The 21395-nt window shown below is 72.4% G+C and carries 19 protein-coding genes and 1 pseudogene; 18 read left to right on the top strand and 2 right to left on the bottom strand.

What is annotated here, in order from left to right:
• The first annotated feature begins 2 nt into the window (after nucleotides 1-2).
• The 5 genes from hypB to hypE are packed head-to-tail and all read left to right on the top strand — an operon-like array spanning nucleotide 3 to nucleotide 5705.
• On the top strand, nucleotides 3-779 hold the full coding sequence (hypB, locus tag QQM72_RS29675) for a hydrogenase nickel incorporation protein HypB (protein ID WP_314223910.1): 777 nt from the start codon (nucleotides 3-5) through the stop codon (nucleotides 777-779).
• Nucleotides 776-3160: a carbamoyltransferase HypF gene (gene hypF, locus QQM72_RS29680; RefSeq protein ID WP_314223911.1), complete on the top strand. Its 2385-nt coding sequence runs from the start codon at nucleotides 776-778 to the stop codon at nucleotides 3158-3160. Before hypB ends, hypF begins: the two co-directional genes overlap by 4 nt.
• 31 nt (nucleotides 3161-3191) lie before the next feature.
• On the top strand, nucleotides 3192-3497 hold the full coding sequence (locus QQM72_RS29685; protein WP_079074245.1) for a HypC/HybG/HupF family hydrogenase formation chaperone: 306 nt from the start codon (nucleotides 3192-3194) through the stop codon (nucleotides 3495-3497).
• Nucleotides 3494-4621, top strand: a complete 1128-nt coding sequence (hypD, locus tag QQM72_RS29690; protein WP_314223912.1) for a hydrogenase formation protein HypD — start codon at nucleotides 3494-3496, stop codon at nucleotides 4619-4621. Before QQM72_RS29685 ends, hypD begins: the two co-directional genes overlap by 4 nt.
• Nucleotides 4614-5705 carry a hydrogenase expression/formation protein HypE gene (gene hypE / locus QQM72_RS29695; protein WP_314223913.1) on the top strand — a complete coding sequence of 364 codons (1092 nt, stop codon included), beginning with the start codon at nucleotides 4614-4616 and terminating at the stop codon, nucleotides 5703-5705. The genes hypD and hypE overlap by 8 nt, the downstream gene beginning before the upstream one ends.
• A gap of 111 nt (nucleotides 5706-5816) precedes the next feature.
• Here hypE and QQM72_RS29700 read toward each other — a convergent pair whose 3' ends face one another.
• Nucleotides 5817-6206, bottom strand: a complete 390-nt coding sequence (locus QQM72_RS29700) for a hypothetical protein (protein WP_314223914.1) — start codon at nucleotides 6204-6206, stop codon at nucleotides 5817-5819.
• Nucleotides 6207-6446: 240 nt separating this feature from the next.
• Between QQM72_RS29700 and QQM72_RS29705 the strand changes: the two genes are divergently transcribed.
• From QQM72_RS29705 to QQM72_RS29765, 13 genes and pseudogenes are all read left to right on the top strand, one after another.
• Nucleotides 6447-8222: a tannase/feruloyl esterase family alpha/beta hydrolase gene (locus tag QQM72_RS29705; protein WP_314223915.1), complete on the top strand. Its 1776-nt coding sequence runs from the start codon at nucleotides 6447-6449 to the stop codon at nucleotides 8220-8222.
• Nucleotides 8223-8510: 288 nt separating this feature from the next.
• A complete protein-coding gene (locus QQM72_RS29710; RefSeq protein WP_314223916.1) occupies nucleotides 8511-9074 on the top strand; it encodes an MSMEG_1061 family FMN-dependent PPOX-type flavoprotein in 564 nt (187 codons plus the stop codon).
• Nucleotides 9075-9131: 57 nt separating this feature from the next.
• Nucleotides 9132-10001 carry an ABC transporter ATP-binding protein gene (locus QQM72_RS29715; protein WP_314223917.1) on the top strand — a complete coding sequence of 290 codons (870 nt, stop codon included), beginning with the start codon at nucleotides 9132-9134 and terminating at the stop codon, nucleotides 9999-10001.
• Nucleotides 9998-10978 (top strand): iron-siderophore ABC transporter substrate-binding protein, encoded by a 981-nt coding sequence (locus tag QQM72_RS29720; protein WP_314223918.1) that lies wholly within the window; start codon nucleotides 9998-10000, stop codon nucleotides 10976-10978. The genes QQM72_RS29715 and QQM72_RS29720 overlap by 4 nt, the downstream gene beginning before the upstream one ends.
• A gap of 8 nt (nucleotides 10979-10986) precedes the next feature.
• A complete protein-coding gene (locus QQM72_RS29725; RefSeq protein ID WP_314223919.1) occupies nucleotides 10987-13059 on the top strand; it encodes an iron ABC transporter permease in 2073 nt (690 codons plus the stop codon).
• A 464-nt stretch (nucleotides 13060-13523) separates the two neighbouring features.
• Nucleotides 13524-13631 (top strand): putative leader peptide, encoded by a 108-nt coding sequence (locus QQM72_RS29730; RefSeq protein ID WP_314223920.1) that lies wholly within the window; start codon nucleotides 13524-13526, stop codon nucleotides 13629-13631.
• A 204-nt stretch (nucleotides 13632-13835) separates the two neighbouring features.
• Nucleotides 13836-14189 (top strand): annotated as a pseudogene (locus tag QQM72_RS29735) (LLM class flavin-dependent oxidoreductase); the annotation flags it as partial.
• 125 nt (nucleotides 14190-14314) lie between these two features.
• Nucleotides 14315-15172 carry an LLM class flavin-dependent oxidoreductase gene (locus tag QQM72_RS29740; protein ID WP_314223921.1) on the top strand — a complete coding sequence of 286 codons (858 nt, stop codon included), beginning with the start codon at nucleotides 14315-14317 and terminating at the stop codon, nucleotides 15170-15172.
• A gap of 233 nt (nucleotides 15173-15405) precedes the next feature.
• Nucleotides 15406-15582 carry a hypothetical protein gene (locus tag QQM72_RS29745; protein ID WP_020126694.1) on the top strand — a complete coding sequence of 59 codons (177 nt, stop codon included), beginning with the start codon at nucleotides 15406-15408 and terminating at the stop codon, nucleotides 15580-15582.
• Nucleotides 15583-15682: 100 nt separating this feature from the next.
• On the top strand, nucleotides 15683-17323 hold the full coding sequence (pgm, locus tag QQM72_RS29750; RefSeq protein WP_314223922.1) for a phosphoglucomutase (alpha-D-glucose-1,6-bisphosphate-dependent): 1641 nt from the start codon (nucleotides 15683-15685) through the stop codon (nucleotides 17321-17323).
• A 314-nt stretch (nucleotides 17324-17637) separates the two neighbouring features.
• Nucleotides 17638-18486 carry a PP2C family protein-serine/threonine phosphatase gene (locus tag QQM72_RS29755; protein ID WP_314223923.1) on the top strand — a complete coding sequence of 283 codons (849 nt, stop codon included), beginning with the start codon at nucleotides 17638-17640 and terminating at the stop codon, nucleotides 18484-18486.
• A gap of 59 nt (nucleotides 18487-18545) precedes the next feature.
• Nucleotides 18546-19643 (top strand): MASE1 domain-containing protein, encoded by a 1098-nt coding sequence (locus QQM72_RS29760; protein ID WP_399079170.1) that lies wholly within the window; start codon nucleotides 18546-18548, stop codon nucleotides 19641-19643.
• Between the two features lie 130 nt (nucleotides 19644-19773).
• A complete protein-coding gene (locus QQM72_RS29765) occupies nucleotides 19774-21228 on the top strand; it encodes a WGR domain-containing protein (protein ID WP_314223925.1) in 1455 nt (484 codons plus the stop codon).
• Nucleotides 21229-21253: 25 nt separating this feature from the next.
• On the opposite strand, the gene QQM72_RS29770 is transcribed toward QQM72_RS29765, so the two are convergent.
• A complete protein-coding gene (locus tag QQM72_RS29770) occupies nucleotides 21254-21388 on the bottom strand; it encodes a hypothetical protein (RefSeq protein WP_314223926.1) in 135 nt (44 codons plus the stop codon).
• Nucleotides 21389-21395: the final 7 nt, after the last annotated feature.

The raw sequence follows: 21395 nt of genomic DNA on the forward strand, positions 1-21395 counted from the left end.
CCATGTGCCGTGTCGTCGACCTGCGCCAGGCCGTGCTCGCCAAGAACGACGCGAGCGCCCACACACTGCGCACCCGCCTCGCGGCCCACGGCACCACGGTCGTCAACCTGCTGTCCAGTCCGGGCAGCGGCAAGACGGCCCTGCTGGAAAGCGAACTGCTGCGGGCGCGGGAGCGGGCCGTGCCGGTCGCGGCGCTGACCGCCGATCTCGCCACCGAGAACGACGCGATCCGGCTGGCCCGGTCGGGCGCCCCGGTCAAGCAGGTGCTCACCGACGGACTGTGCCATCTGGAGGCGGGCATGCTCGCCGGGCACCTGGACGGGTGGCTGCCCGACGGCACCCGGCTGCTGTTCGTGGAGAACGTCGGCAACCTGGTCTGCCCCGCCGGCTACGACCTGGGGGAGACCCTGAGGGTCGTCCTCGCCTCGGTGACGGAGGGCGAGGACAAGCCGCTCAAGTACCCCACCGCGTTCGGCCTCGCCCACCTGGTCGTCGTCACCAAGATCGATCTCGCGGAGGCCGTGGAGTTCGACGAGATCGCCTTCCGCGCGAACGTGCAGCAGGTCAACCCGGGCGTCGAGGTGGTCCTGACCTCGGCACGCCGCGGGAAGGGCGTGGGCGCGCTGCTCGACCGGGCGCTCGCCGCCGCGCAGGGCGAGCCCCCGCACACACCGGTGATGGCCGGCCGGCCGGACCTCCAGCACGGTCACGCGCACACCCGTCCGCACACCCATGCCGACGAGACCGGCGCCGGCGACCTGGCACCCACCCCCTCGTGAGCGCCCCGTCGCGGCCGCCGGCCGGGGTCGACGGTGCCCCGCCGCTGCGCCGCCGTGTCACCGTCCGGGGAGTGGTGCAGGGCGTGGGCTTCCGGCCCTACCTCTACGGCCTCGCCACCGAACTCGCCCTGGCCGGACACGTGACCAACACCCCGGAGGGCGTCGTCGTGGAGGTCGAGGGCACTGCCTCGGCCGTGGCCCGGTTCTGCGACCGGATCGCCGCCCAGGCGCCCCCGCTGGCCCGCGTCGAGTCCGTCCACCAGCGCGAGATGCCGCCCGTCGGCGGCGCCGCGTTCACCATCCTCACCTCCCGGACCGGCGGACCTGCCCGCACCCTGGTCTCCCCGGACTCCGCCACCTGCGCCGACTGCCTCGCCGAGCTGGCCGACCCGGCGGACCGGCGCTACCGCCACCCGTTCGTCAACTGCACGCACTGCGGTCCGCGTTTCACGATCGTCACCGGCGTGCCGTACGACCGGGCCCACACGACCATGGCCGGCTTCGCCATGTGCCCCGACTGCGCCCGGGAGTACGCGGATCCGGCCGACCGCCGTTTCCACGCGCAGCCGGTCGCCTGCCCGGCCTGCGGACCGCGGCTGCGGCTGCTGGGTTCGCCGCCCGACGGCCTCCCTCAAACGGACCCGGTCACCGCGGCGCGCGCACTGCTGTCGGGCGGCGCGGTCCTCGCCGTCAAGGGACTGGGCGGCTATCACCTGGCCTGTGACGCCACGGACGAAGAAGCGGTCGCCCGTCTGCGCCGCCGCAAGGCGCGGGGGGACAAGCCGTTCGCCGTCATGGCCCGGCGCACGGCCGATGTCGAGCACCTCGTCCGGCTGTCCGCCGAGGAACGGGAGCTGATCGAGGGCGGTGTCCGGCCCGTCGTGCTGCTTCGCCGGCGCCCGGACCCGGTGTACGCGGCGGGAGCCCCGCACCCTGCCGAGTCCGTCGCGCCCGGCAGCCCCGACCTCGGCGTGATGCTGCCGTACACACCCCTGCACCATCTCCTGCTCGGCCTGCCCGGCGACCCGGACGGCCCCCGGCTGCTCGTCATGACCAGCGGCAACGTGTCCGGTGAGCCGATCGTCACCGACGACACCGAGGCGCTGGAGCGGCTCGCCCCGCTGGCCGACGCCTGGCTCACGCACGACCGGCCGATCCACGTCCCCTGCGACGACTCGGTGGTCCGCGTCTGCGACGGCGAGCCGCTGGTGATCCGGCGCTCCCGCGGCTACGCCCCGCTGCCGGTCGCCCTCCCGCTGCCGGTCCGCCCCGCCCTCGCCGTCGGCGGCGACCTGAAGAACGCCTTCTGCCTGGGGGCGGGCCGGCGCGCCTGGCTGTCCGCGCACATCGGCGACATGGACGACCTCGCCACCCAGCGCGCCTTCGAGGGCGCGGTGGCGCAACTGGAGTCCCTCACCGGCGTACGGCCCGCCACCCTGGCGGCCGACCGGCATCCCGGCTACCGCTCCGCCCGGTGGGCCGACCGCCATGCGGCGGAGCGGCCCGTCGTACGCGTCCAGCACCATCACGCGCACGTCGCCGCCGCGATGGCCGAGCACGGGCTGGACGGCACCCGGCCGGTGATCGGCGTCGCCTTCGACGGCACGGGCCACGGCGACGACGGAGCCGTCTGGGGCGGCGAGTTCCTGCTCGCGGACTACGACGGCTTCAGCCGGTTCGGGCACCTCGCGTACGTCCCGCTGCCCGGTGGCGACGCCGCGGTACGCAGGCCGTACCGCATGGCGCTGGCCCATCTGCGGGCGGCCGGCATCGACCGGGCCGGCGACCTTGCCTGCACGGCCGCCTGTCCGCCCGACGAACTACGTCTGTTGGAGCGGCAGTTGGAGCTCGGCCTGCATTGTGTCCCCACCTCCAGCATGGGGCGTCTCTTCGACGCCGTGTCCTCCCTGGCCGGGGTGTGCCACCGCGCCGGATACGAGGCACAGGCCGCCGTGGAGCTGGAGGGAGCGGCGCTCGGCGCGCCCACCGGCGACCGGGTCGCGTACGCCTTCGACCTCCGCGCGCCCGGGCATGTGCGTGAAGAGGGCGACGCGGTACGGGCCGACCCCGCGCCCGTCCTCGCCGCGATCGTCGCCGACCTGCGGGCCGGCGTCGGACCGGCGCTGGTCGCGGCCCGCTTCCACCGGGCGGTGACCGGCCTGGTGCACCGGATCTGCGTACGGGCCCGGGAGCGGCACGGCCTGGACACGGTCGCCCTGACGGGAGGCGTGTTCGCCAACACGCTGCTCTCCTCGGCCTGTTCCGCCGCCCTGCGCGAGGACGGCTTCACGGTCCTGCGGCACCGGCTGGTGCCGCCGGGCGACGGCGGTCTGGCCCTGGGCCAGCTGATGGTGGCCGCCCGGACGACTCCCACCGACTGACCAACGCGCGATCCACAGCGAGGAGAGGCTCATGTGCCTGGCGGTACCCGGCAGAGTGCTGGACATCGAGGACCGGGACGGCACCCGGATGGCCACCGTCGACTTCGGCGGTGTGGTCAAGGAGGTGTGCCTGGAGTATCTGCCCGACCTCCAGGTCGGCGAGTACGCCATCGTCCACGTCGGCTTCGCGCTTCAGCGGCTGGACGAGGAGTCGGCGCGCCAGACGCTCGAACTGTTCGCCGAACTCGGCATGCTGCAGGAGGAGTTCGGCGACGCCTGGGAGATGGCGGCGGCGGAGGCGGGCACGGACCCGGTGGAAGGGGTGCACAACCGGTGAGGTACATCGACGAGTTCCAGGATCCGGAGCTGGCCCGTCGGCTGCTCGACGACATCCATGCCACGGTGACGAGGCCGTGGGCGCTGATGGAGGTCTGCGGCGGCCAGACGCACAGCATCATCCGGCACGGCATCGACCAACTCCTTCCGGAAAAGCTGGAGTTGATTCACGGTCCGGGCTGTCCGGTGTGTGTGACCCCGCTGGAGGTCATCGACAAGGCGCTGGAGATCGCCTCCCGGCCGGAGGTGATCTTCTGCTCCTTCGGGGACATGCTGCGGGTGCCGGGCACCGGACGGGACCTGTTCCAGGTCCGCGGGGAGGGCGGCGACGTGCGTGTCGTCTACTCACCGCTCGACGCGCTGCGGATCGCCCGGCACAACCCCGACCGCGAGGTGGTGTTCTTCGGCATCGGCTTCGAGACGACGGCTCCGCCCAACGCCATGACGGTCCGCCAGGCCCGGAAGCTGGGCATTGCGAACTTCAGCATGCTGGTGTCCCATGTCCGGGTGCCGCCGGCCATCGAGGCGATCATGTCGTCGCCGAGCTGCCGGGTGCAGGGCTTCCTCGCGGCCGGGCACGTGTGCAGCGTGATGGGGGTGGAGGAGTATCCGGAACTGGCGGAGCGCTTCCGCGTCCCGATCGTCGTGACGGGCTTCGAGCCGCTGGACATCCTCGAAGGCGTGCGCCGGGCCGTCCGTCAGCTGGAACGCGGCGAGTACACCGTCGACAACGCCTACGCCCGTGCCGTCCGCCCGGAGGGCAACCCGGCCGCCCGGGCCATGCTGGAGGACGTCTTCGAGGTCACCGACCGGGCCTGGCGCGGAATCGGCGTGATCCCCGGCAGCGGCTGGCGGCTGTCGTCGAAGTACCGCGACCACGACGCCGAGCACCGCTTCGCGGTCGAGGGGATCCGGACGGAGGAGCCGGCCGAGTGCCGCAGCGGCGAGGTCCTGCAGGGACTGCTCAAGCCGCACGAGTGCGAGGCCTTCGGCACCCTGTGCACCCCCCGCACCCCCCTGGGCGCCACCATGGTCTCCAGCGAGGGTGCCTGCGCCGCGTACTACCTCTACCGGCGGCTGGACATGCCGGCCGCCAAGACCCGGGAGGCGACCCCCGTTGTCTGACATCACCGATCTGCCCGCTCCCGGCACCGCCCGCGCCCTCGACGTCGAGGGCTGGACCTGTCCGGCGCCGCTGCGGGAGAGGCCCCGGGTCGTCATGGGCCACGGTGGCGGGGGAGTGCTCTCCGCCGAACTGGTCCAGCAGATCTTCGCGCCCGCCTTCGGGGGCGAGGTGCTCAGGCAGCTGGGCGACTCCGCCGTGCTGACCGTGGGCGGGGCCCGGCTGGCGTTCTCCACCGACTCCTACGTGGTGCGGCCGCTGTTCTTCCCCGGCGGCAGCATCGGCGACCTGGCGGTCAACGGCACCGTCAACGACCTCGCCATGAGCGGCGCCCGTGCCGCCTACCTCTCCTGCGGATTCATCCTGGAGGAGGGCGTCGAACTGGACGTGGTCCGGCGGGTGTCCGAGGCGCTGGGCGCGGCCGCCCGTGCCGCCGGGGTGGAGGTGGCCACCGGGGACACCAAGGTGGTGGAAGCCGGACACGGTGACGGGATCTACCTCAACACCGCGGGCATCGGTCTCGTCCCCGCGGGCGTGGACCTGCGGCCCCAGCGGGTCGTCCCCGGTGACGTGGTGATCGTCAGTGGCGCCATCGGCGTCCACGGGGTGGCGGTCATGAGCGTGCGCGAGGGCCTGGAGTTCGGGGTCGAGGTCAAGAGCGACTGTGCGGCGCTCGGCGGCCTGGTCGACACCATGCTCGCCGTCACCCCGGATCTGCACGTGCTGCGCGATCCCACCCGAGGCGGCCTGGCGGCCGCGCTCAACGAGATCGCGGCGGCCTCCGGCGCGGGGGTGGTCATCCGGGAACGCGACGTCCCGGTCCCGTCGGCCGTCGCCAACGCATGCGCCATCCTGGGCCTGGACCCCATGTACATCGCCAACGAGGGCAAGCTGGTGGCCTTCGTCCCGCGCGAGCACGCCGACGCCGTCCTCGAGGCTATGCGGGCCCATCCGCTGGGCGCGGACTCCGTGGTCATCGGTGAGGCCGTCGAGCAGCATCCCGGGATGGTCGTGGCCAGGACCGGACTGGGCGGAACACGGGTGGTCGATCTGCCGATCGGGGAGCAGTTGCCGCGGATCTGCTGACGCGGATCCGCGCGTCGTACGACGCGCGTCGTGAGGGGGCGACGCCCCCTCCGTGGCCGGGGGTGTGGAGGAGCCGGCCACGGAGGGGGCCGTCCGCGCGCGAGCGGGCCGTCAGCGGCCCGATCGGCGTCCGGACGGCGGGTCCTGTGGGTCCACGCCGGTCGTGGCGGACGCGTCCCTGGTGCCGCTGGGGCGCTGGGATCGGCCCTTGGGGCCGGTGTCGCGTCGGCCCTTCTCGTCCGTGTCGGCGTACTTCTCGCCGCGGTTGCCGCGACTCTCGGCCGTGTCACCCGGAACGGACTTCGTCTCCTCGGCTGCCTTGGTCCGGCCTCGGCCCTTCTGGTCGGCGTGCTCGGCTGTGTGGAAGGAGCGGTGAGAGCTCGGGTTGTCCCGCTGACGTGTCTCGTCCACATCGGGTGACCAGCCGTGCTGCCCGACGCCCTCGTGCCGGCTCGGCCCCTCGCCGTGGGTCGGCTCGGACGAACGTGGTTTCTTCGACATGGTCCGACCTGCCTTTTCCTGGTCGATGGAGGACGCCGGTCGAGCGCCACCGTGCTCACCGAATTATCCCCTCCTGTGATATTCCGAGCACTCCGTGACCCCGTGCGTCCCGTCGGCCCGGCCGGAACGGCGCTGCCGAATAATTGTTGTCGAAATTGTTGACGATCTCTTCGGTGTGGGCCACGCTGACCGCTCGGTGGCGCCGTCGCCCGTGGCGCGCCCGTACCGAGAGGGGAACCCATGCGTTGGTCCTTCGTCCGCGGCCGAAGGAGACCGGCCGCCTTCGCCGCCCGGGTGGCGGTGGTGGCCATGCTCGCCGCTGTCCTGGTGCCGGTCACGAGCGCGAGCGGCGCGCAGGCGCCGCACCGCGCCGTCACGGCCGACGGCCTGGCGGATCTGCCCGCGGTGCGGCCCGTGACGGACTGCGCCCGCGTGACCGGCCTCGACCTGGACGGGGTCGCCGACGCGCCGGTCACGATCTCCTCGGCGACCGTCGTGACGACCGGCGCGGCCCCCTACTGCGAGGTGCGGGGGACCATCGCCCCCGCGAACACCATTGTCATGCGCCTGCCGGTCAACGGCTGGACGCAGCGCTACGTCCAGACCGGCTGCGGTGGCCTGTGCGGGAGCGCCGTCATCAACTACGGCCAGGCGTCGACCTGTCCGGTCGTCCGGGACGGCACGGTCGCGAGCGCCACCACCGACATGGGCCACCAGGGCCTGAACGACGGCTCCTGGGCGCTGGACAACCCCCAGGCGCAGATCGACTTCGCCTACCGGGGCGTGCATGTCACGTCCCAGGTGGCCAAGGCGGTCATCGCGAGGTTCTACGGCAAGCGCCCCGCCTACTCGTACTTCACCGGCTGCTCCGACGGCGGCCGTGAGGCGCTCATGGAGGCCCAGCGCTACCCGGACGACTTCGACGGCATCGCCGCCGGCGCGCCCGCGAACAACATGGTCGTCCAGAACACCTTCCACCACGCCTGGAACGTGCTGACGAACAAGGACGAGACCGGCGACTACATCCTCCTCGCCGACCGACTGCCCCTGATCCACCGGGCCGTGCTGGCGGCCTGCGACGCGCTGGACGGCCTGACGGACGGGCTGCTCGACGACCCGCGGCGCTGCGACTTCGACCCGAGGACGTTGGTGTGCGTCTCCGGTCAGGACCCGTCGACCTGCCTGACCGCGGCGCAGGCCGCCGTGGTCCAGCGCCTGCACGACGGCGCCACCGACGCCGAGGGCCGCAGGCTGGAGGTCGCGATCGCCCACGAGTGGGGCTCCGAACTGGAGTGGACCCTGTTCGTGCCGAAGACGCAGGGCGAGACGGTCGCGAGCGAGAACTTCGTGACGTCCTTCGCCCGCTATCTGGCGTACACGAACGCCCCCGACCCGGACTTCAGGCTCTCGGACCTCGACTTCACCGTCGAGTCCTTCTGGAAGACCGTCCAGTCCTCCAGCTATCTGGCGGCCATGGACCCCGACCTCGGCGCCTTCGAGAAGAGCGGCGGCAAGCTGCTTCTCTGGCACGGCTGGAACGACCAGCACATCTCACCGCAGGGGACGCTGGCCTACTACGACGCCCTGCGCGACACGATGGGGACAAGGGTCGCCGACCGGTTCGCCAAGCTGTACATGTTCCCGGGGGTCGCCCACTGCGGGGGCGGTGACGGGCCGAACACCTTCGACGTCCTCACCCCGGTGATGGCCTGGGCGGAGAGCGCCGCCACGCCCGGCCGGATCGTCGCGTCCAACAGCACGAACGGCACGGTGACGCGCACCCGTCCCGTGTACCCGTACCCCGAGGTCGCCCGCTACGACGGCACGGGCAGCGTCGACGACGCCGCGAACTTCGTGGCCATGACCCCGTCGGCCCGCCCGGACGGCGACGCCTACGACTGGCTGGGCAAGCGCCTGTACTCCGGCGGCTACCAGACATGGTGCAGGGCCGTGGACGGCGGACTGGTGTGCCGCCCGACCCGAACCTGGCTGACGGAACGGGAGCGGGCCGCGTAGCCGCCGAGCCGGCGTCCCGGGAGGGGCGCCGGCGTTTCCCGGGTCGGCGTTTCCCGCGCCGCTGGAGACCGGTCCGAGGACCAGCCCGTCGGCCAGGAAGCCCCGAACCGCCGGGAACGACCTGGGACTTCACCGTCGCGACCGCCACCGAAGCGGTCGTGGACAGCTTCCGCAGCACCGAGGACCCCTGGCCGCGGGAGGCGCGGTAAGTAAGGCAAGCCAATCCTAACTTCGGATAATGTTCCCTGTGTAACTGTCTGCCGGGCGCACGCACATGGGGAGTCGGCCTTGCCGCACACGATCGATACCGCCGGGGCCGGACCGGAGGCCGCGGCCGAGAGGGGCTGGGTGGCGCTGGAGTCGCGGGCCGAACTGCGCGCACTGCTGGGCGAGCCCTGGCCCGTGGTGATCGAGAAGGTCCACGACCGGCTGACCGGCCAGGACCTGGACATCGTCGCCCGCTCGCCGTTCTGCCTGCTGGCCACCTCCGACGCGCACGGCAACTGTGACGTCTCCCCGCGCGGGGACGCCCCGGGCTTCACCCATGTCGTCGACCCCGGCACGATCGCCCTGCCCGACCGGCCGGGGAACCGGCGGGGGGACAGTTTCCACAACATCCTCGACAACCCGCACGCCGGCCTGCTGTACCTGATCCCCGGCGGCAAGGAGGTCCTGCGCGTCAACGGCCGGGCCCGCATCCTCACCGACGCCCCGTTCTTCGACGCCATGACGCTCGACGACCGGCGGCCCGAGCTCGCCCTGGTCCTGGAGATCGACGAGGTCTATCTGCACTGCCCGGCGTCGCTGCGCCGCTCGGGCGTATGGAATCCGGCGTCGTGGCAGACCGGCTGAGCCGGGTGCGGGGCACCCCTGATCGACTTTGAATTAGGTTAGGCTAACCTTAGTCGTGTGAGATCTGGTGAAGAAGCGGCCGCCACCCCGCGGCTACGCGGTCATGAACTGTCGGCCACGGACGTGACCGTGGCGTACGACGGCGTCGACGTCGTGCACGGCGCCTCGGTCGCACTCCGGCCCGGCGAGGTCACCGCGCTGGTCGGCCCCAACGGCAGCGGCAAGTCGACGCTCCTGAGGACCATCGCCCGACTGCAGTCGGCCCGCCACGCCACGCTCAGGATCGATGCCGACACCGACGGCCTCACCCTGACCGCCCGTGAGTTCGCGCGGCACGTCGCCCTGTTGACCCAGGGTCGCCCCACACCCAGCGGGCTGACGGTGCGGGACCTCGTCGAGTTCGGCCGCTACCCCTACCGGGGCCGCTTCGGCCGGCCCGATCCCGACGCGTCGGCCGCGGTCGACCGGGCACTCGCGCTGACCGGCGTCACGGACCTCGCCGAGCGGGGCGCCGACCACCTGTCCGGCGGTCAGCTGCAGCGGGTCTGGCTGGCCGGCTGCCTCGCGCAGGAGACCGGCGTGCTGCTGCTGGACGAGCCGACCACCTATCTCGACCTGCGCTACCAGATCGAACTCCTCGACCTCATCCGCGACCTGGCGGACGAGCACGGGATCGCCGTCGGCGTCGTGCTGCACGACCTCGACCAGGCCGCGGCCGTCGCGGACCGGATCACGCTGCTCGAAGCGGGCCGGATCGTCGCCGACGGCCTGCCCGAGGACGTCCTCACCCCGCAACGCCTGACCGCTGTCTACGGCATCCGGATCGACGTCGACACCGACCCCCTGACCGGCCGACTGCGCACCCGCCCGATCGGCCGCCACCACACTCGACACACGCGAACCGAAAGGCTCGGCACCACCTCATGAGACGCCTCCTGCTCACCGCGGCCACCACCACCGCCGCGGCGCTCACCCTCGCCGCGTGCGGCACCACCGAGCCTGCCGCCGACAGCTCCGAGAAGCCCTCCCAGGCCATCAGCCTCACCGACGCCACCGGCGCGAAGATCAAGCTCGACGGCCCGGCCACCAAGGTCGTCGCCACCGAGTGGAACGTCGTCGAGAGCCTCGTCACGCTCGGCGTGGACCCGGTCGGCGTCGCCGACGTCAAGGGCTACAAGACCTGGGACACCGCCGTCCCGCTGACGAACGAGCCGAAGGACATCGGCACGCGCGGCGAGCCGAGCATGGACACCATCGCCTCGCTCGCGCCCGACCTCATCGTGGCCACCACCGATCTGACCCCCGCCGCGGTGAAGCAACTGCGCAAGGTCGCCCCGGTGCTGGAGGTGACGTCCGCCGACTCCACCGACCAGATCGGGCAGATGCTGGAGAACCTCGACCTCATCGCCAGGGCCACCGGCACCACCGCCAAGGCCGATGCGGCCCGTACGGCCTTCGAGGCCAAGGTCGCCGAGGGCGAGAAGGCCCTCGCCGCCGCCGGTCTCGCCGGCGCGCGGTACGCCTTCTCCGACGGCTACGTCGCCTCCAACCAGGTCTCCCTGCGCCCGTACACCAGCGGTTCGCTCATCGGGGCCGTCAACGAGGCGGTCGGCCTGAAGAACGCCTGGACGGTCAAGGGAGACGCGGCCTACGGCCTCGGCACCACCGACGTCGAGGGTCTCACCGCCCTGCCGAAGGACACCCGGTTCGCCTACATAGCCAACGACGACGACGCGAGCAGCACGCCCTTCACCGGTGCGCTGGCGAAGAACGCCGTGTGGACGTCCCTGCCGTTCGTGAAGGCCGGCGAGGTGCACCGACTGCCCGACGGCATCTGGATGTTCGGCGGTCCCGAGTCGATGGAGGCGTACATCGACGCCGTCGTCGACGCGCTGACGAAGTAGCGCCGGCCATGGCCGTCACCGCAACGCCCCCCGCGCTCCGTCCACCGGCCGCCGCGTCCCGGACGGGCGCGGCCGCGGTGACGGCCGCGCTCGTCCTCCTCGTCGCGGCCCTCGCCGTCGTCGACATCACCCAGGGCACCGCCGCCGTCGGACCGGCCGAGGTGTTCAAGGCCCTGACCGGGCAGGCCGATCCGGCCGACGCCTCCGTCGTGATCGCCTCCCGGCTGCCGCGGATGACCGCCGGCATCGTGGTCGGCGTCGTCCTCGGCGCGGCCGGCGCCGTGCTCCAGGCCGTCAGCCGCAACGTGCTCGCCGCTCCCGACACCCTCGCGGTGAACGCCGGTTCGTACCTGGCGCTCGGGCTGGTCGGCGTCACCGGCGTCTCGCTGCCGATGATCGCCTCCTCCGGGGTCGCCTTCGTCGGCGGACTCCTCGCCGCGACCGTCGTGCTCGCCCTGTCCGGCCTCGGCACGGGCACCGTACGACTGGTCCTCGCCGGCACCGCGCTGGCGCTGGGGCTGACCTCCGTGACCGAAGGTCTGCTCCTGCTGTTCCCCCAGGAGACCGAGGGCCTCTACCGGTGGAACCAGGGCAGCATCAGCCAGAACGGCTTCGACGGCGTCCTGCAGATGCTGCCCGTCGTCCTGGTCGGGCTCGTCGGCCTGCTGCTGACCGCCCGTCGGGTCGACGCGCTGGCCCTGGGCGACGACGCGGCGCGCGGGCTGGGCGTCCCGGTCCGCGCCACCCGTCTGACGGTGGTCGTCCTGGCGACGCTGCTGTCCGCGGCGGCCGTCACCCTCGCCGGGCCCATCGGCTTCGTCGGCCTGTGCGCCCCGGCCCTCGTGCGACCGCTCGCCCGCCGGTACCGGGGCTTCGTCAGGACCCGGACGATCCTGCCCGTGGCCGGCCTCGTCGGCGCGGGCCTGGTCCTCGGGGCGGACGTGCTGCTGCGGGCCCTCGTGCCCGCGGACACGGCGGTCACCGTGCCCACCGGTGTCGTGACCAGCCTGGTCGGTGCCGTCTTCCTGGTGGTGATGGCCCTGCGACTGCGGGACACGGCCGTGGCGGACGCGCCGGACCGGTTGCGCATCCCCAGCCGGGCGGCGTTCCTGACCACGCTGGCCGTGCTCGTCGTCGTGGTCGTCGGCGTGACGATCGCCGGTGTCCTGCTCGGCGACAGCAAGCTGCTGCTCGGCGATGTCGCGAACTGGGCGCAGGGGCGGGCCGGCCGGGCGGTGTCCTTCGTCCTCGACACCCGGGTGCCCCGCGTCCTCGCGGCGCTGTGCGCGGGCGCGGCGCTCGCCCTGGCCGGCACGCTGGTGCAGGCCGTGACCCGCAACCCGCTCGCGGAGCCGGGCGTCCTGGGTGTGTCCGGCGGGGCCGCGCTGGGTGCCGTGCTCCTGGTCACCACCGTGCCCGTCGCCGGGACCTGGGGCGTGGCGGGCGCCGCGTTCGCGGGCGCGGCGGTGACCTCCGTCGTCGTCTTCGGGCTCGCCGCCCGGGGCGGCTACCAGCAGAACCGGCTGGTCCTCGTCGGCATCGGCACGGCCGCCGGCACGACGGCACTGATCAGCCTGCTCATCGTGCTCACCGACCCGTTCAACGCGACGAAGGCGCTGACCTGGCTGTCCGGTTCGACGTACGGCCGGACCATGCCGGACGTCCTGCCCGTCGCGCTCGTGCTGACGGTGGGCCTCGTCGTCGCGGTCGCCCGGCGCACCGAGCTTGACCTCGTCGCGCTGGACGCGGACACGCCGCGGCTGCTCGGCCTGCGACTGTCCCGGGCCAGGCTCGGGTTCCTCGTGGTGAGCGTCCTGCTCAGCGCGACGGCCGTCGCCTCGGCCGGCACCATCGGCTTCGTGGGCCTGGTGGCGCCGCACGCGGCGCGTGCCCTCGTGGGCCGACGGCACGTCCGGGTGGTGCCGGTGGCGGTCCTCCTCGGCGCCGCGCTCGTCTGCACGGCCGACCTGCTGGGCCGCACGGTCATCGCCCCCGCCCAACTGGGCGCCGGCCTGATGACGGCGGTGATCGGCACGCCCTACTTCCTCTGGCTGCTGGTGCGCGGCAGGCGGGGGCGCTAGGTGTTCCGTCCCGGGAGGTTGTGGGCGGGTGAGCCAGGTCTCGGCTGAGAGATCTTGAGCAGGCCGTGGCGGTTCGGGCGCCGTCGTGGCTCCAGGTCCCGGCGTTCACGCGTTCCAGGAGCCCCGGCGTCAGCCCTTCGAGGGCTACCCCTTCGGCGGCCGGCCGCCCTCCACGGCTCCATCGGTACTACGCGTCACCCGGCCTCGCCGCGCACGACCCCGGTGATCGCGCCCCGGTGGTCGGCCCGTCCGTGCGGTCCGCCGAGGACCGGCTCGGCCATCGGACGCGAACGCGCCTGTGCCGGGGCGTAGTTCCGGGTGGCGCTCGACGAGGGCCGGCGAGCGGGCGGCCTTGCAGCGGCGTACGACCACGGGAGATCATGGGCGTGCCCCGCGCAACGCGCGCACGCACCGCGTATCAGGGCACCGTCCGGTACGCAGACGTCGGAACCGAGGGAGTCACGGTGGGGACAGCGTTCCTGCGGCCGGTCCGCACCCCGGCCCTGGCTCCCGCCTGGACGAAGCGTCGGCACGTCGACCTGTGCCGTACCCACACCGCGCTCTGTCGCTGACCGGACCTTCCGGCCCTTTCTCCTGGCGGGCCTGCGCCTGTCCGCCCTGCCCGGCCACCAGCGGTCGCGCGGGCGCGGGTCCTCACCCGCCGGCCGGAACAGCATGTCAGGGCCACACCCCCCACACTCACAGCCGGTGTCCGCCCTTCCCGCAGAGCCATGCCTGGGCGCGAGCCCGTACCCGTGGACCTCCGTCCCCCCGAGATGACACTGACGTCGGTGAGAAATGGACGAGTCGTGAGCGTGCAGCAGCCCAGGACGCTGAAAACCGTGACCGGAGCCGGCGGTACGTCGGAGACGTACGACCTGGCGGTCGATCCGGCCCGGTCCACGCTGGACACGGCCGTGCGGGTGGCGAAGCTCGCCGAGGCGGCGCGGATCGACGCGCTGTTCACCGCAGACCTGCTGCGCTTCGACGCTCAGGGACCGATCGGATCGCAGGAGCCCCTGGTCTTCGTCTCGGCGCTGAGCCAGGTGACGTCGCGCATCGGCCTGATCGCGACGGTCTCGACGACGTTCAACCATCCTTTCAACCTGGCCCGGTTGTTCGGAACGCTCGACCATGTGAGCAAGGGGAGGGCGGCCTGGAACCTGGTGACCTCCTCGGTCGGTGAGGAGAACTTCGGGCCGGTGAACTCCCCAGCCCCGAGGAGCGCTACGCACGCGCCGCGGAGACGCTGGAGGTGGTCAACGCGCTGTGGGACAGCTGGCAGCCCGACGCCCTCACCGTCGGCGCGGAGGGGAAGGCGGTGCTGCATCGCGACCGGGTGCACCCGATCCACCACTGCGGCCGGTTCTTCGACGTGGCCGGCCCGCTCAACATCCCGCCGCTGCCGCAGCGCAGGCCGGTGCAGATCCAGGCCGGCCAGTCCGCGGCGGGCACGACACTGGGCGCTCGTTTCGCCGAGATCGTCTTCACCTCGCTGCCGACCCTCGACCACGCGCTGGACTTCACGCGGAAGATCCGGGGCCAGGCCGAGCAGTTCGGCCGCGCCGACGGGCTGCCACTGATCTTCAGTTCGTTCCACGCCACGCTCGGCGCGACCGAGGAAGAGGCGCGGCGACTCGTCCGCGAGCGGCGCGAGGCGATCGACTTCGAGCGCGGCCGCGCCCAGGTCGCCGACATGCTCGGCGGCGGCGTCGATCTGTCCGACCTGCCCCTCGACGCACCGCTGCCGCAGCGCGTGCTGCCGGAGCTCGCCTCGGTGAACCGGCGCCGCGGCCGGGTCGACATCTTCGCCGGGTACGTCCGACAGGGCTACACGCTGCGCGAGCTCATCGTCGCGGCGCAGGACACGGGACACTGGGCCGCCGCCGGAACTCCCGGACAACTCGCCGACGCGGTGGAGGAACGCTTCCGGGCGGGAGTGCTGGACGTGATCTCCCTGAGCGGCCTCGCCGACCCACGGCAGCACGACTTCGTCGTCAACGGCCTGCTGCACGAACTGCGCAAGCGGAAGGTCGTCGCCGACGACTACGCCGGTACGACACTGCGGGAGAACCTGGGACTCGAGCTGCCCGAAGGGCGCCGGCCCGCCTGAGCTGACCGGCGCGTGGCGCCGCGTCCCGAGCCGCTAACCGTCCGAAGGGCGAAGGCCCTGAACTCCGTCCGTCCCGGCACTACGTCCCCCCAGGGCCGAATGCGTGGTGTTCACGGCCCGGTCGGGGGCATCCGCTGAGCAACGACCTGGAAAGAGCAACGACACCGCACCAGCGAAACCACCGATCCGGCCGAAACCACCGGTCCGGCAGACACCCCGAAGGGACCGACCCCTTGCTCGCCATCATCTCGGCAGTGCTGTTCTTCATCGCCTTTCTGATCAACGCGGCGGAGATCTCCACCAACGACACCTTCACCTCGACCAACCTCATGCTCCTGGGCCTGACCGTGCTCGCCCTGCACGTCGCGGGCATAGGCAGCGGCTGGTCGGTGCGGGGCCGCCGGCGCTGAGCGCTCCGGGCGCAAACCGACCCGTACTCGCGGACAGCCGCCCCCACAAGGGAAGATGGAAGGCGTAAGCCTTGATCGACCGATGTGGAGGAGCGGGCACATGCAGCACGAGCGAGCGGGCACGAAGGCCGGCCCCGAGGATCTCGTCGACGTCGCCCGGCTGGTCACGGCGTACTACGCGCTGCACCCCGACCCGGCCGATCCGGGGCAGCGCGTGGCGTTCGGTACCTCGGGGCACCGGGGATCGTCGCTGAACACGGCGTTCAACGAGGATCACATCGCCGCGACCAGCCAGGCCATCTGCGAGTACCGGACCGCCCAGGGCACCGACGGCCCCCTGTTCCTCGGCGCCGACAGCCACGCCCTGTCCGAGCCCGCCCGGGTCACCGCCCTGGAGGTGTTCGCGGCCAACGGAGTGACGGTGCTCGTCGACAGCGCCGACGGCTACACGCCGACGCCCGCCGTCTCCCACGCGATCCTCACCCACAACCGCGGCCGCACCACCGCCCTCGCCGACGGAGTGGTCGTCACCCCGTCGCACAACCCGCCCGCCGACGGCGGCTTCAAGTACAACCCGCCGAGCGGTGGCCCCGCCGGCTCCGAGGCCACCTCCTGGATCCAGGACCGGGCCAACGAGATCATCACGTCAGGCCTGAAGGACGTTCGGCGCGTCCCCTACGCCCGGGCCCTCGCCGCGTCCACGACCGGCCGCTACGACTTCCTCGGCACCTATGTCGCCGACCTCCCGAGCGTCCTCGACCTGGACGCGATCCGCGCCGCCGGTGTCCGCATCGGCGCCGATCCACTGGGCGGGGCGTCCGTCGCGTACTGGGGCCGGATCGCCGAACAGCACCGGCTCGACCTGACCGTCGTCAACCCGCTCACCGACCCGACCTGGCGTTTCATGACGCTGGACTGGGACGGCAAGATCCGCATGGACTGCTCGTCGCCCTACGCGATGGCCTCGCTGATCGAGCAGCGCGACCGCTTCCAGATCGCGACCGGCAACGACGCCGACGCCGACCGGCACGGCATCGTCACGCCGGACGCCGGCCTGATGAACCCCAACCACTACCTGGCCGCGGCCATCGCCTACCTCTACGCGCACCGTGAGCGGTGGCCGGCCGACGCGGGGATCGGCAAGACACTCGTGTCGTCCTCGATGATCGACCGGGTCGCCGCCGACCTCGGGCGCCGCCTCGTCGAGGTGCCCGTCGGCTTCAAGTGGTTCGTGGACGGGCTGGTCGACGGCTCGCTCGGCTTCGGCGGGGAGGAGTCGGCAGGCGCCTCCTTCCTGCGCCGCGACGGCTCCGTCTGGACCACGGACAAGGACGGCGTCATCCTGGCGCTGCTGGCCTCCGAGATCACGGCGGTCACCGGGAAGACCCCGTCCGAGCACTACACCGGCCTGACGGACCGTTTCGGCTCACCCGCCTACGCGCGCATCGACGCCCCGGCCACCCGGGAGGAGAAGGCGCTGCTCGGCAAGCTCTCGCCCGCGCAGGTCACCGCCGACACCCTGGCCGGGGAGCCGGTCACCGGCGTGCTCACCGAGGCCCCGGGCAACGGCGCGTCCATCGGGGGCATCAAGGTGACCACGGCCAACGCCTGGTTCGCGGCCCGTCCCTCGGGAACCGAGGACGTCTACAAGATCTATGCCGAGTCCTTCCTCGGCCCCGACCACCTCCGCCGGGTCCAGGAGGAGGCCAAGGACGTGGTCGACGCCGCGCTGGCCGGCTGAGCCGCCCGGGACGGACGGCCGTCCATGTGACGCGCGCCACCCTCGTGCTCCGAAACCCGGTCGGCCCCGCCGGGCCCCTCGCGTCGCCCTGGCCGGGTCGGGGAAGGGGAGGGGGCGGGACGAGTACGGGATGCTCTGTCCGCGCGGGAGGATCTCACCCGGCACGGGGGTTTCGTGGCGGTCGTCGAAGGGGTGTGCGACGCCGATCCTGTCGGGCCGCGCCTCGATGCCGGTATCATCCTCTAAAGGTAAAATCTGAGTTTTGCCCGATAAGGCTGCCCTCCCGACGAGCTGGCGTCCCGCCGGAGTGATCAATGTCCCGCAAGCGCCTCACGGACGACGGCGACGAGCTGCTGGCCAGACTCGGTTCGCTGACCGCCCAGGCGCGCGAGCGCGCGGAGCTGCAACGCTCCCGCGTCGAGCTGGCCCTCGCCCTCCAGCGCGGCATGCTGCCCAGGGACCTGCCCGTGGCGCCCGGCTTCCGGTTGGCCGTGCAGTACGCGCCCGCCTGCTACGGCCTCAACGTGGGCGGCGACTGGTACGACGCCTTCGCCATGCCGGACGGGCGCATCGGCCTGTCCATCGGCGACGTCCAGGGCCACAACATAGAGGCGACCGCGTTCATGGGTCAGGTGCGGGTCGGTCTGCGTGCCCTCGCCTCCGTGACCGGCGAGCCCGGCGAGCTTCTCGCCCGGACCAACGACCTGCTCCTCTCCCTCGGCAGCGACCTGTTCGCCACCTGCACCTTCATGCGGCTCGACCCCGCCACCGGGGTCCTGGAGAGCGCCAGGGCCGGGCACATCCCCTGTGTGTGGGCGACGGCGGACGGCAAGTCCGGCGTCGCCGAGGACGAGTGCGGCCCGCCCCTGGGGGTCCAGGAGGGCATGGACTACCCGGTCACCCGTTACCGCCTCACCAAGGGCGGAGTGTTCGTCCTGCTCACGGACGGCGTGGTGGAGGGGCCGGCCCTGAGCGTCGACGAGGGCCTCGACCAGGTCGTACGGCTCGCCGGCATCGCCGCCGTCGCGGGCATGGCGGCGGACTCCCTCGCCGCCGCGGTGATCAAGGGCGCCGAGCGCGTGGGACACGAGGACGACGCGGCCGTGCTCGTGGTCGGACACGACGGGCTGACGGCGCCGGACGTCCCGCTGGTTCAGCCATAGGGCCGGACACCGCGCCTCTCGCCTCGCCGACAGCGTCGCGCAGGTGTCTGATGGCTGCTGTGGTGGGTACCCCGGATCTGCGTCGAGCAGCCGTCTTCGCCGTGCAGACACTGGCCGTAGCCCTGGGCTACTACGCGGCCGGGCGGCTGGGGCTCATGCGGCAGCTCGTCGTGGAGGGCGCGGTCTTCACCCCCATCTGGCCGCCCACGGGTGTGGCGGTCGCCTGTCTGCTGCTCCTCGGGATCCGCGCCTGGCCGGGCATCGCCCTGGGCGCCCTCCTCGTCATCATGTCCCTGACCTCGTTACGGCCCGTGGTGATCGGCAACCTGATCGGCAACACCGCCGCCCCCGTCTGCGCGTACCTCATGCTCCGCAAGGTCGGCTTCCGCAACGACCTCATCCGGCTGCGCGACGGCCTCGCGCTGGTCTTCCTCGGCGCCCTCACCGCGACGCTGCTGAGCTCGACCATCGGCGTCGGGCTCCTCGTCCTCACCGACAAGCTCGCCGCGCACAGCTTCTGGCCGGTCTGGCTGGCCTGGTGGGTCGGCGACGCGATGGGCGTTCTGCTCGTCACGCCGGTCCTGCTCGTGCTGTACACGATCACCCGGCCCCTGCGGCTGTCCCGCTGGAAGGAGGCCGTAGGACTCGCGCTCATCGCCTGCGCCCTCGTCCCACTGGCCACCCACAGCCGCGTGAGCCTGCTCTTCCTCGTCTACCCCATGCTGATCTGGGCGGCCCTGCGCTTCCAGCTCGCCGGCAGCATGCTGTGCGCCCTCTTCACCTCGGTCATGGCCACCATCGCCGCGACGGACAACGTGGGGCCCTTCGAACGGCTGAGCCGCGTCGAGGTGATGATCAAGCTCCAGGCCTTCAACGGCACGATGGCCCTGACCGCCCTGCTGCTCTCCGCGGTGATCACCGAACAGCACCACACCAGACGCTCCGTGGAACGCGCCTGCCAGGAACTGGTCGAGGTCCTGGAACACCTCACCGCGGGCGAGGCCCCACCGGGCCGACCGGCGAAGGACACCAGGGACACGAAGGGCGGCAACGGACCGAAGGGCACGAACGGCTCGGAGAATCCGAACGGCTCGGAGAATCCGAACGGCTCGGAGAATCCGAACGGCTCGGAGAACATGAAGAACACGAACGGCTGAAGGCGGCGCCGGCGGGCCCGCGCCGCCTCCGGTGCCCGGTCCCCGACGCGATTGTCAGTGCCTGCGCCTACATTTCGGGGAGTGGGACTCGCCGGAACGGCCGCGGGCCCACTCTGGGGAGGGTTTTGTCATGGCTACCGGGTCCAGCACCGTGTCGACGACGTATCTGGAGCTGTCGCAGGACGGCGGCGGCGCGCACAAGTTCTACGAAGTGGCCGTCGACGGCGTGGTGGTGACGGTCCGGTACGGGCGGATCGGCGCCACCGGGCAGCTGCAGACGACGACGTTCCCCACCGCCGAGAAGGCCCGGGCCGCCGCCGCGCGCAAGGTGGGGGAGAAGGTCCGCAAGGGGTACGCCCCGGCCGTCGCGGGCCAGCGTCCCCCACGTTCGGTGACCCGCCGTCAGGTGACCTCGGCGCCGTCCACCGCGCGCGCCGTGGCCCCGGTGCTGTGGCGGTTCCGCACCGGCTCCTCGGCGTTCGGCATCCACGTGGACGACGACCGCTGCTGGGTCGGCAACCAGTCCGGTGATGTCTACACCCTGGACCACGAGGGCGCTGTCCTGGCCCGCTTCAGCCTGCCGGACGGCGTGAAGTGCCTGGTCGCCGACGACTTCTGGATCTACGCGGGCTGCGACGACGGCAAGGTCTACGACCTGTCCTCGAAGCTGCCGTTCGCGGCGTACGACATCGCGGCGGACGTCGACATCTTCTGGCTGGACATCCACGAGGGCCTGCTGAACGTCTCGGACCGCGACGGCCGGCTCACCGTCATCGACCACGAGGACGAACACCAGTGGGCCCGCCGCAGCCAGGGCGAGCATGCCTGGATGGTCCGCGCGGACGACCGGGCCGTCTACCACGGTCACCACCGGGGCGTCACCGCCTACGCGCCCGACGGCGGCGGCGAACTCTGGCACACGCCCACCCGCGGCGGTGTGCTGTTCGGCTGGCAGGAGGAGCACGCCGTGTTCGCGGGGACCGCGCACAAGGTGGTGCAGCGGCTGTCGAAGGCCACCGGCGCCGTCGAGGCCACGTACGGCTGTGACAGCGCGGTGTACTCCTGCGCCACCTCGCCCAACGGGCGCTTCGTGTTCGCCGGTGACGCGTCGTCGTCCGTCTACTGCTTCGACCGGGACGGCACGCGCCTGTGGAAGCTCGGCACGGGCGGCGGCTCGGCGCTGTCGATGCAGTACCGCGACGAACGGCTTTACCTGGTGACCACGGACGGCTCGCTGGTGTGCGTGGACGCGAGCGAGGCGGCCATCACCGCGGCCGAGCAGGGCACCGTGCCGGTGGCGCGGGACGTCAAGCTCGCCGCGGCCCTGCCGACGTACGTCCCCGCCACGGCCGCGGCGACGGTGGCCACCGTGGCCCAGGCGCCCTCCGGGTCGATCGTCGTCGAGTGCGTCAGGGAATCGGGCCGGGTCCGGGTGCACGTGGTGTCCGAAGGCTACGACACGTCCTGGAACGTCCAGTTCCCGCGCGAGATACGCGAGCCCGGGGCACGGTACGTGGTGGACGCCCTGCACACGGCGGCCGGCGGCTTCTACCGGGTCCGCGGTGACATCCGGCGGCTGCTCTGACCGTGCCGTTCCTGTCCGGGCCCGCTCATCGGCCGGTGCCGCCCCGGGCGGCGACCGGCGGCGCGGCCGGAGTGGCCGCGTCGGCGGGCCGCCAGCCCAGCTCCGGCGCGCGCCAGTCCCCGTCGTACACCAGGTCGCCGAGCAGTTCGGCGTGCGGCATGCCCGTG

The organism is Streptomyces zaehneri (assembly GCF_032248645.1).
Taxonomy (GTDB): Bacteria; Actinomycetota; Actinomycetes; order Streptomycetales; family Streptomycetaceae; genus Streptomyces; species Streptomyces coriariae.

What these genes read in the sequence shown, in the direction of transcription:
- hypB (WP_314223910.1), top strand. Translation starts at nt 3, where the DNA reads ATGTGCCGTGTCGTCGACCTGCGCCAGGCCGTGCTCGCCAAGAACGAC.
- QQM72_RS29685 (WP_079074245.1), top strand. Translation starts at nt 3,192, where the DNA reads ATGTGCCTGGCGGTACCCGGCAGAGTGCTGGACATCGAGGACCGGGAC.
- QQM72_RS29700 (WP_314223914.1), bottom strand. Translation starts at nt 6,206, where the DNA reads ATGTCGAAGAAACCACGTTCGTCCGAGCCGACCCACGGCGAGGGGCCG.
- QQM72_RS29705 (WP_314223915.1), top strand. Translation starts at nt 6,447, where the DNA reads ATGCGTTGGTCCTTCGTCCGCGGCCGAAGGAGACCGGCCGCCTTCGCC.
- QQM72_RS29720 (WP_314223918.1), top strand. Translation starts at nt 9,998, where the DNA reads ATGAGACGCCTCCTGCTCACCGCGGCCACCACCACCGCCGCGGCGCTC.
- QQM72_RS29725 (WP_314223919.1), top strand. Translation starts at nt 10,987, where the DNA reads ATGGCCGTCACCGCAACGCCCCCCGCGCTCCGTCCACCGGCCGCCGCG.
- pgm (WP_314223922.1), top strand. Translation starts at nt 15,683, where the DNA reads ATGCAGCACGAGCGAGCGGGCACGAAGGCCGGCCCCGAGGATCTCGTC.
- QQM72_RS29755 (WP_314223923.1), top strand. Translation starts at nt 17,638, where the DNA reads ATGTCCCGCAAGCGCCTCACGGACGACGGCGACGAGCTGCTGGCCAGA.
- QQM72_RS29765 (WP_314223925.1), top strand. Translation starts at nt 19,774, where the DNA reads ATGGCTACCGGGTCCAGCACCGTGTCGACGACGTATCTGGAGCTGTCG.
- QQM72_RS29770 (WP_314223926.1), bottom strand. Translation starts at nt 21,388, where the DNA reads ATGCCGCACGCCGAACTGCTCGGCGACCTGGTGTACGACGGGGACTGG.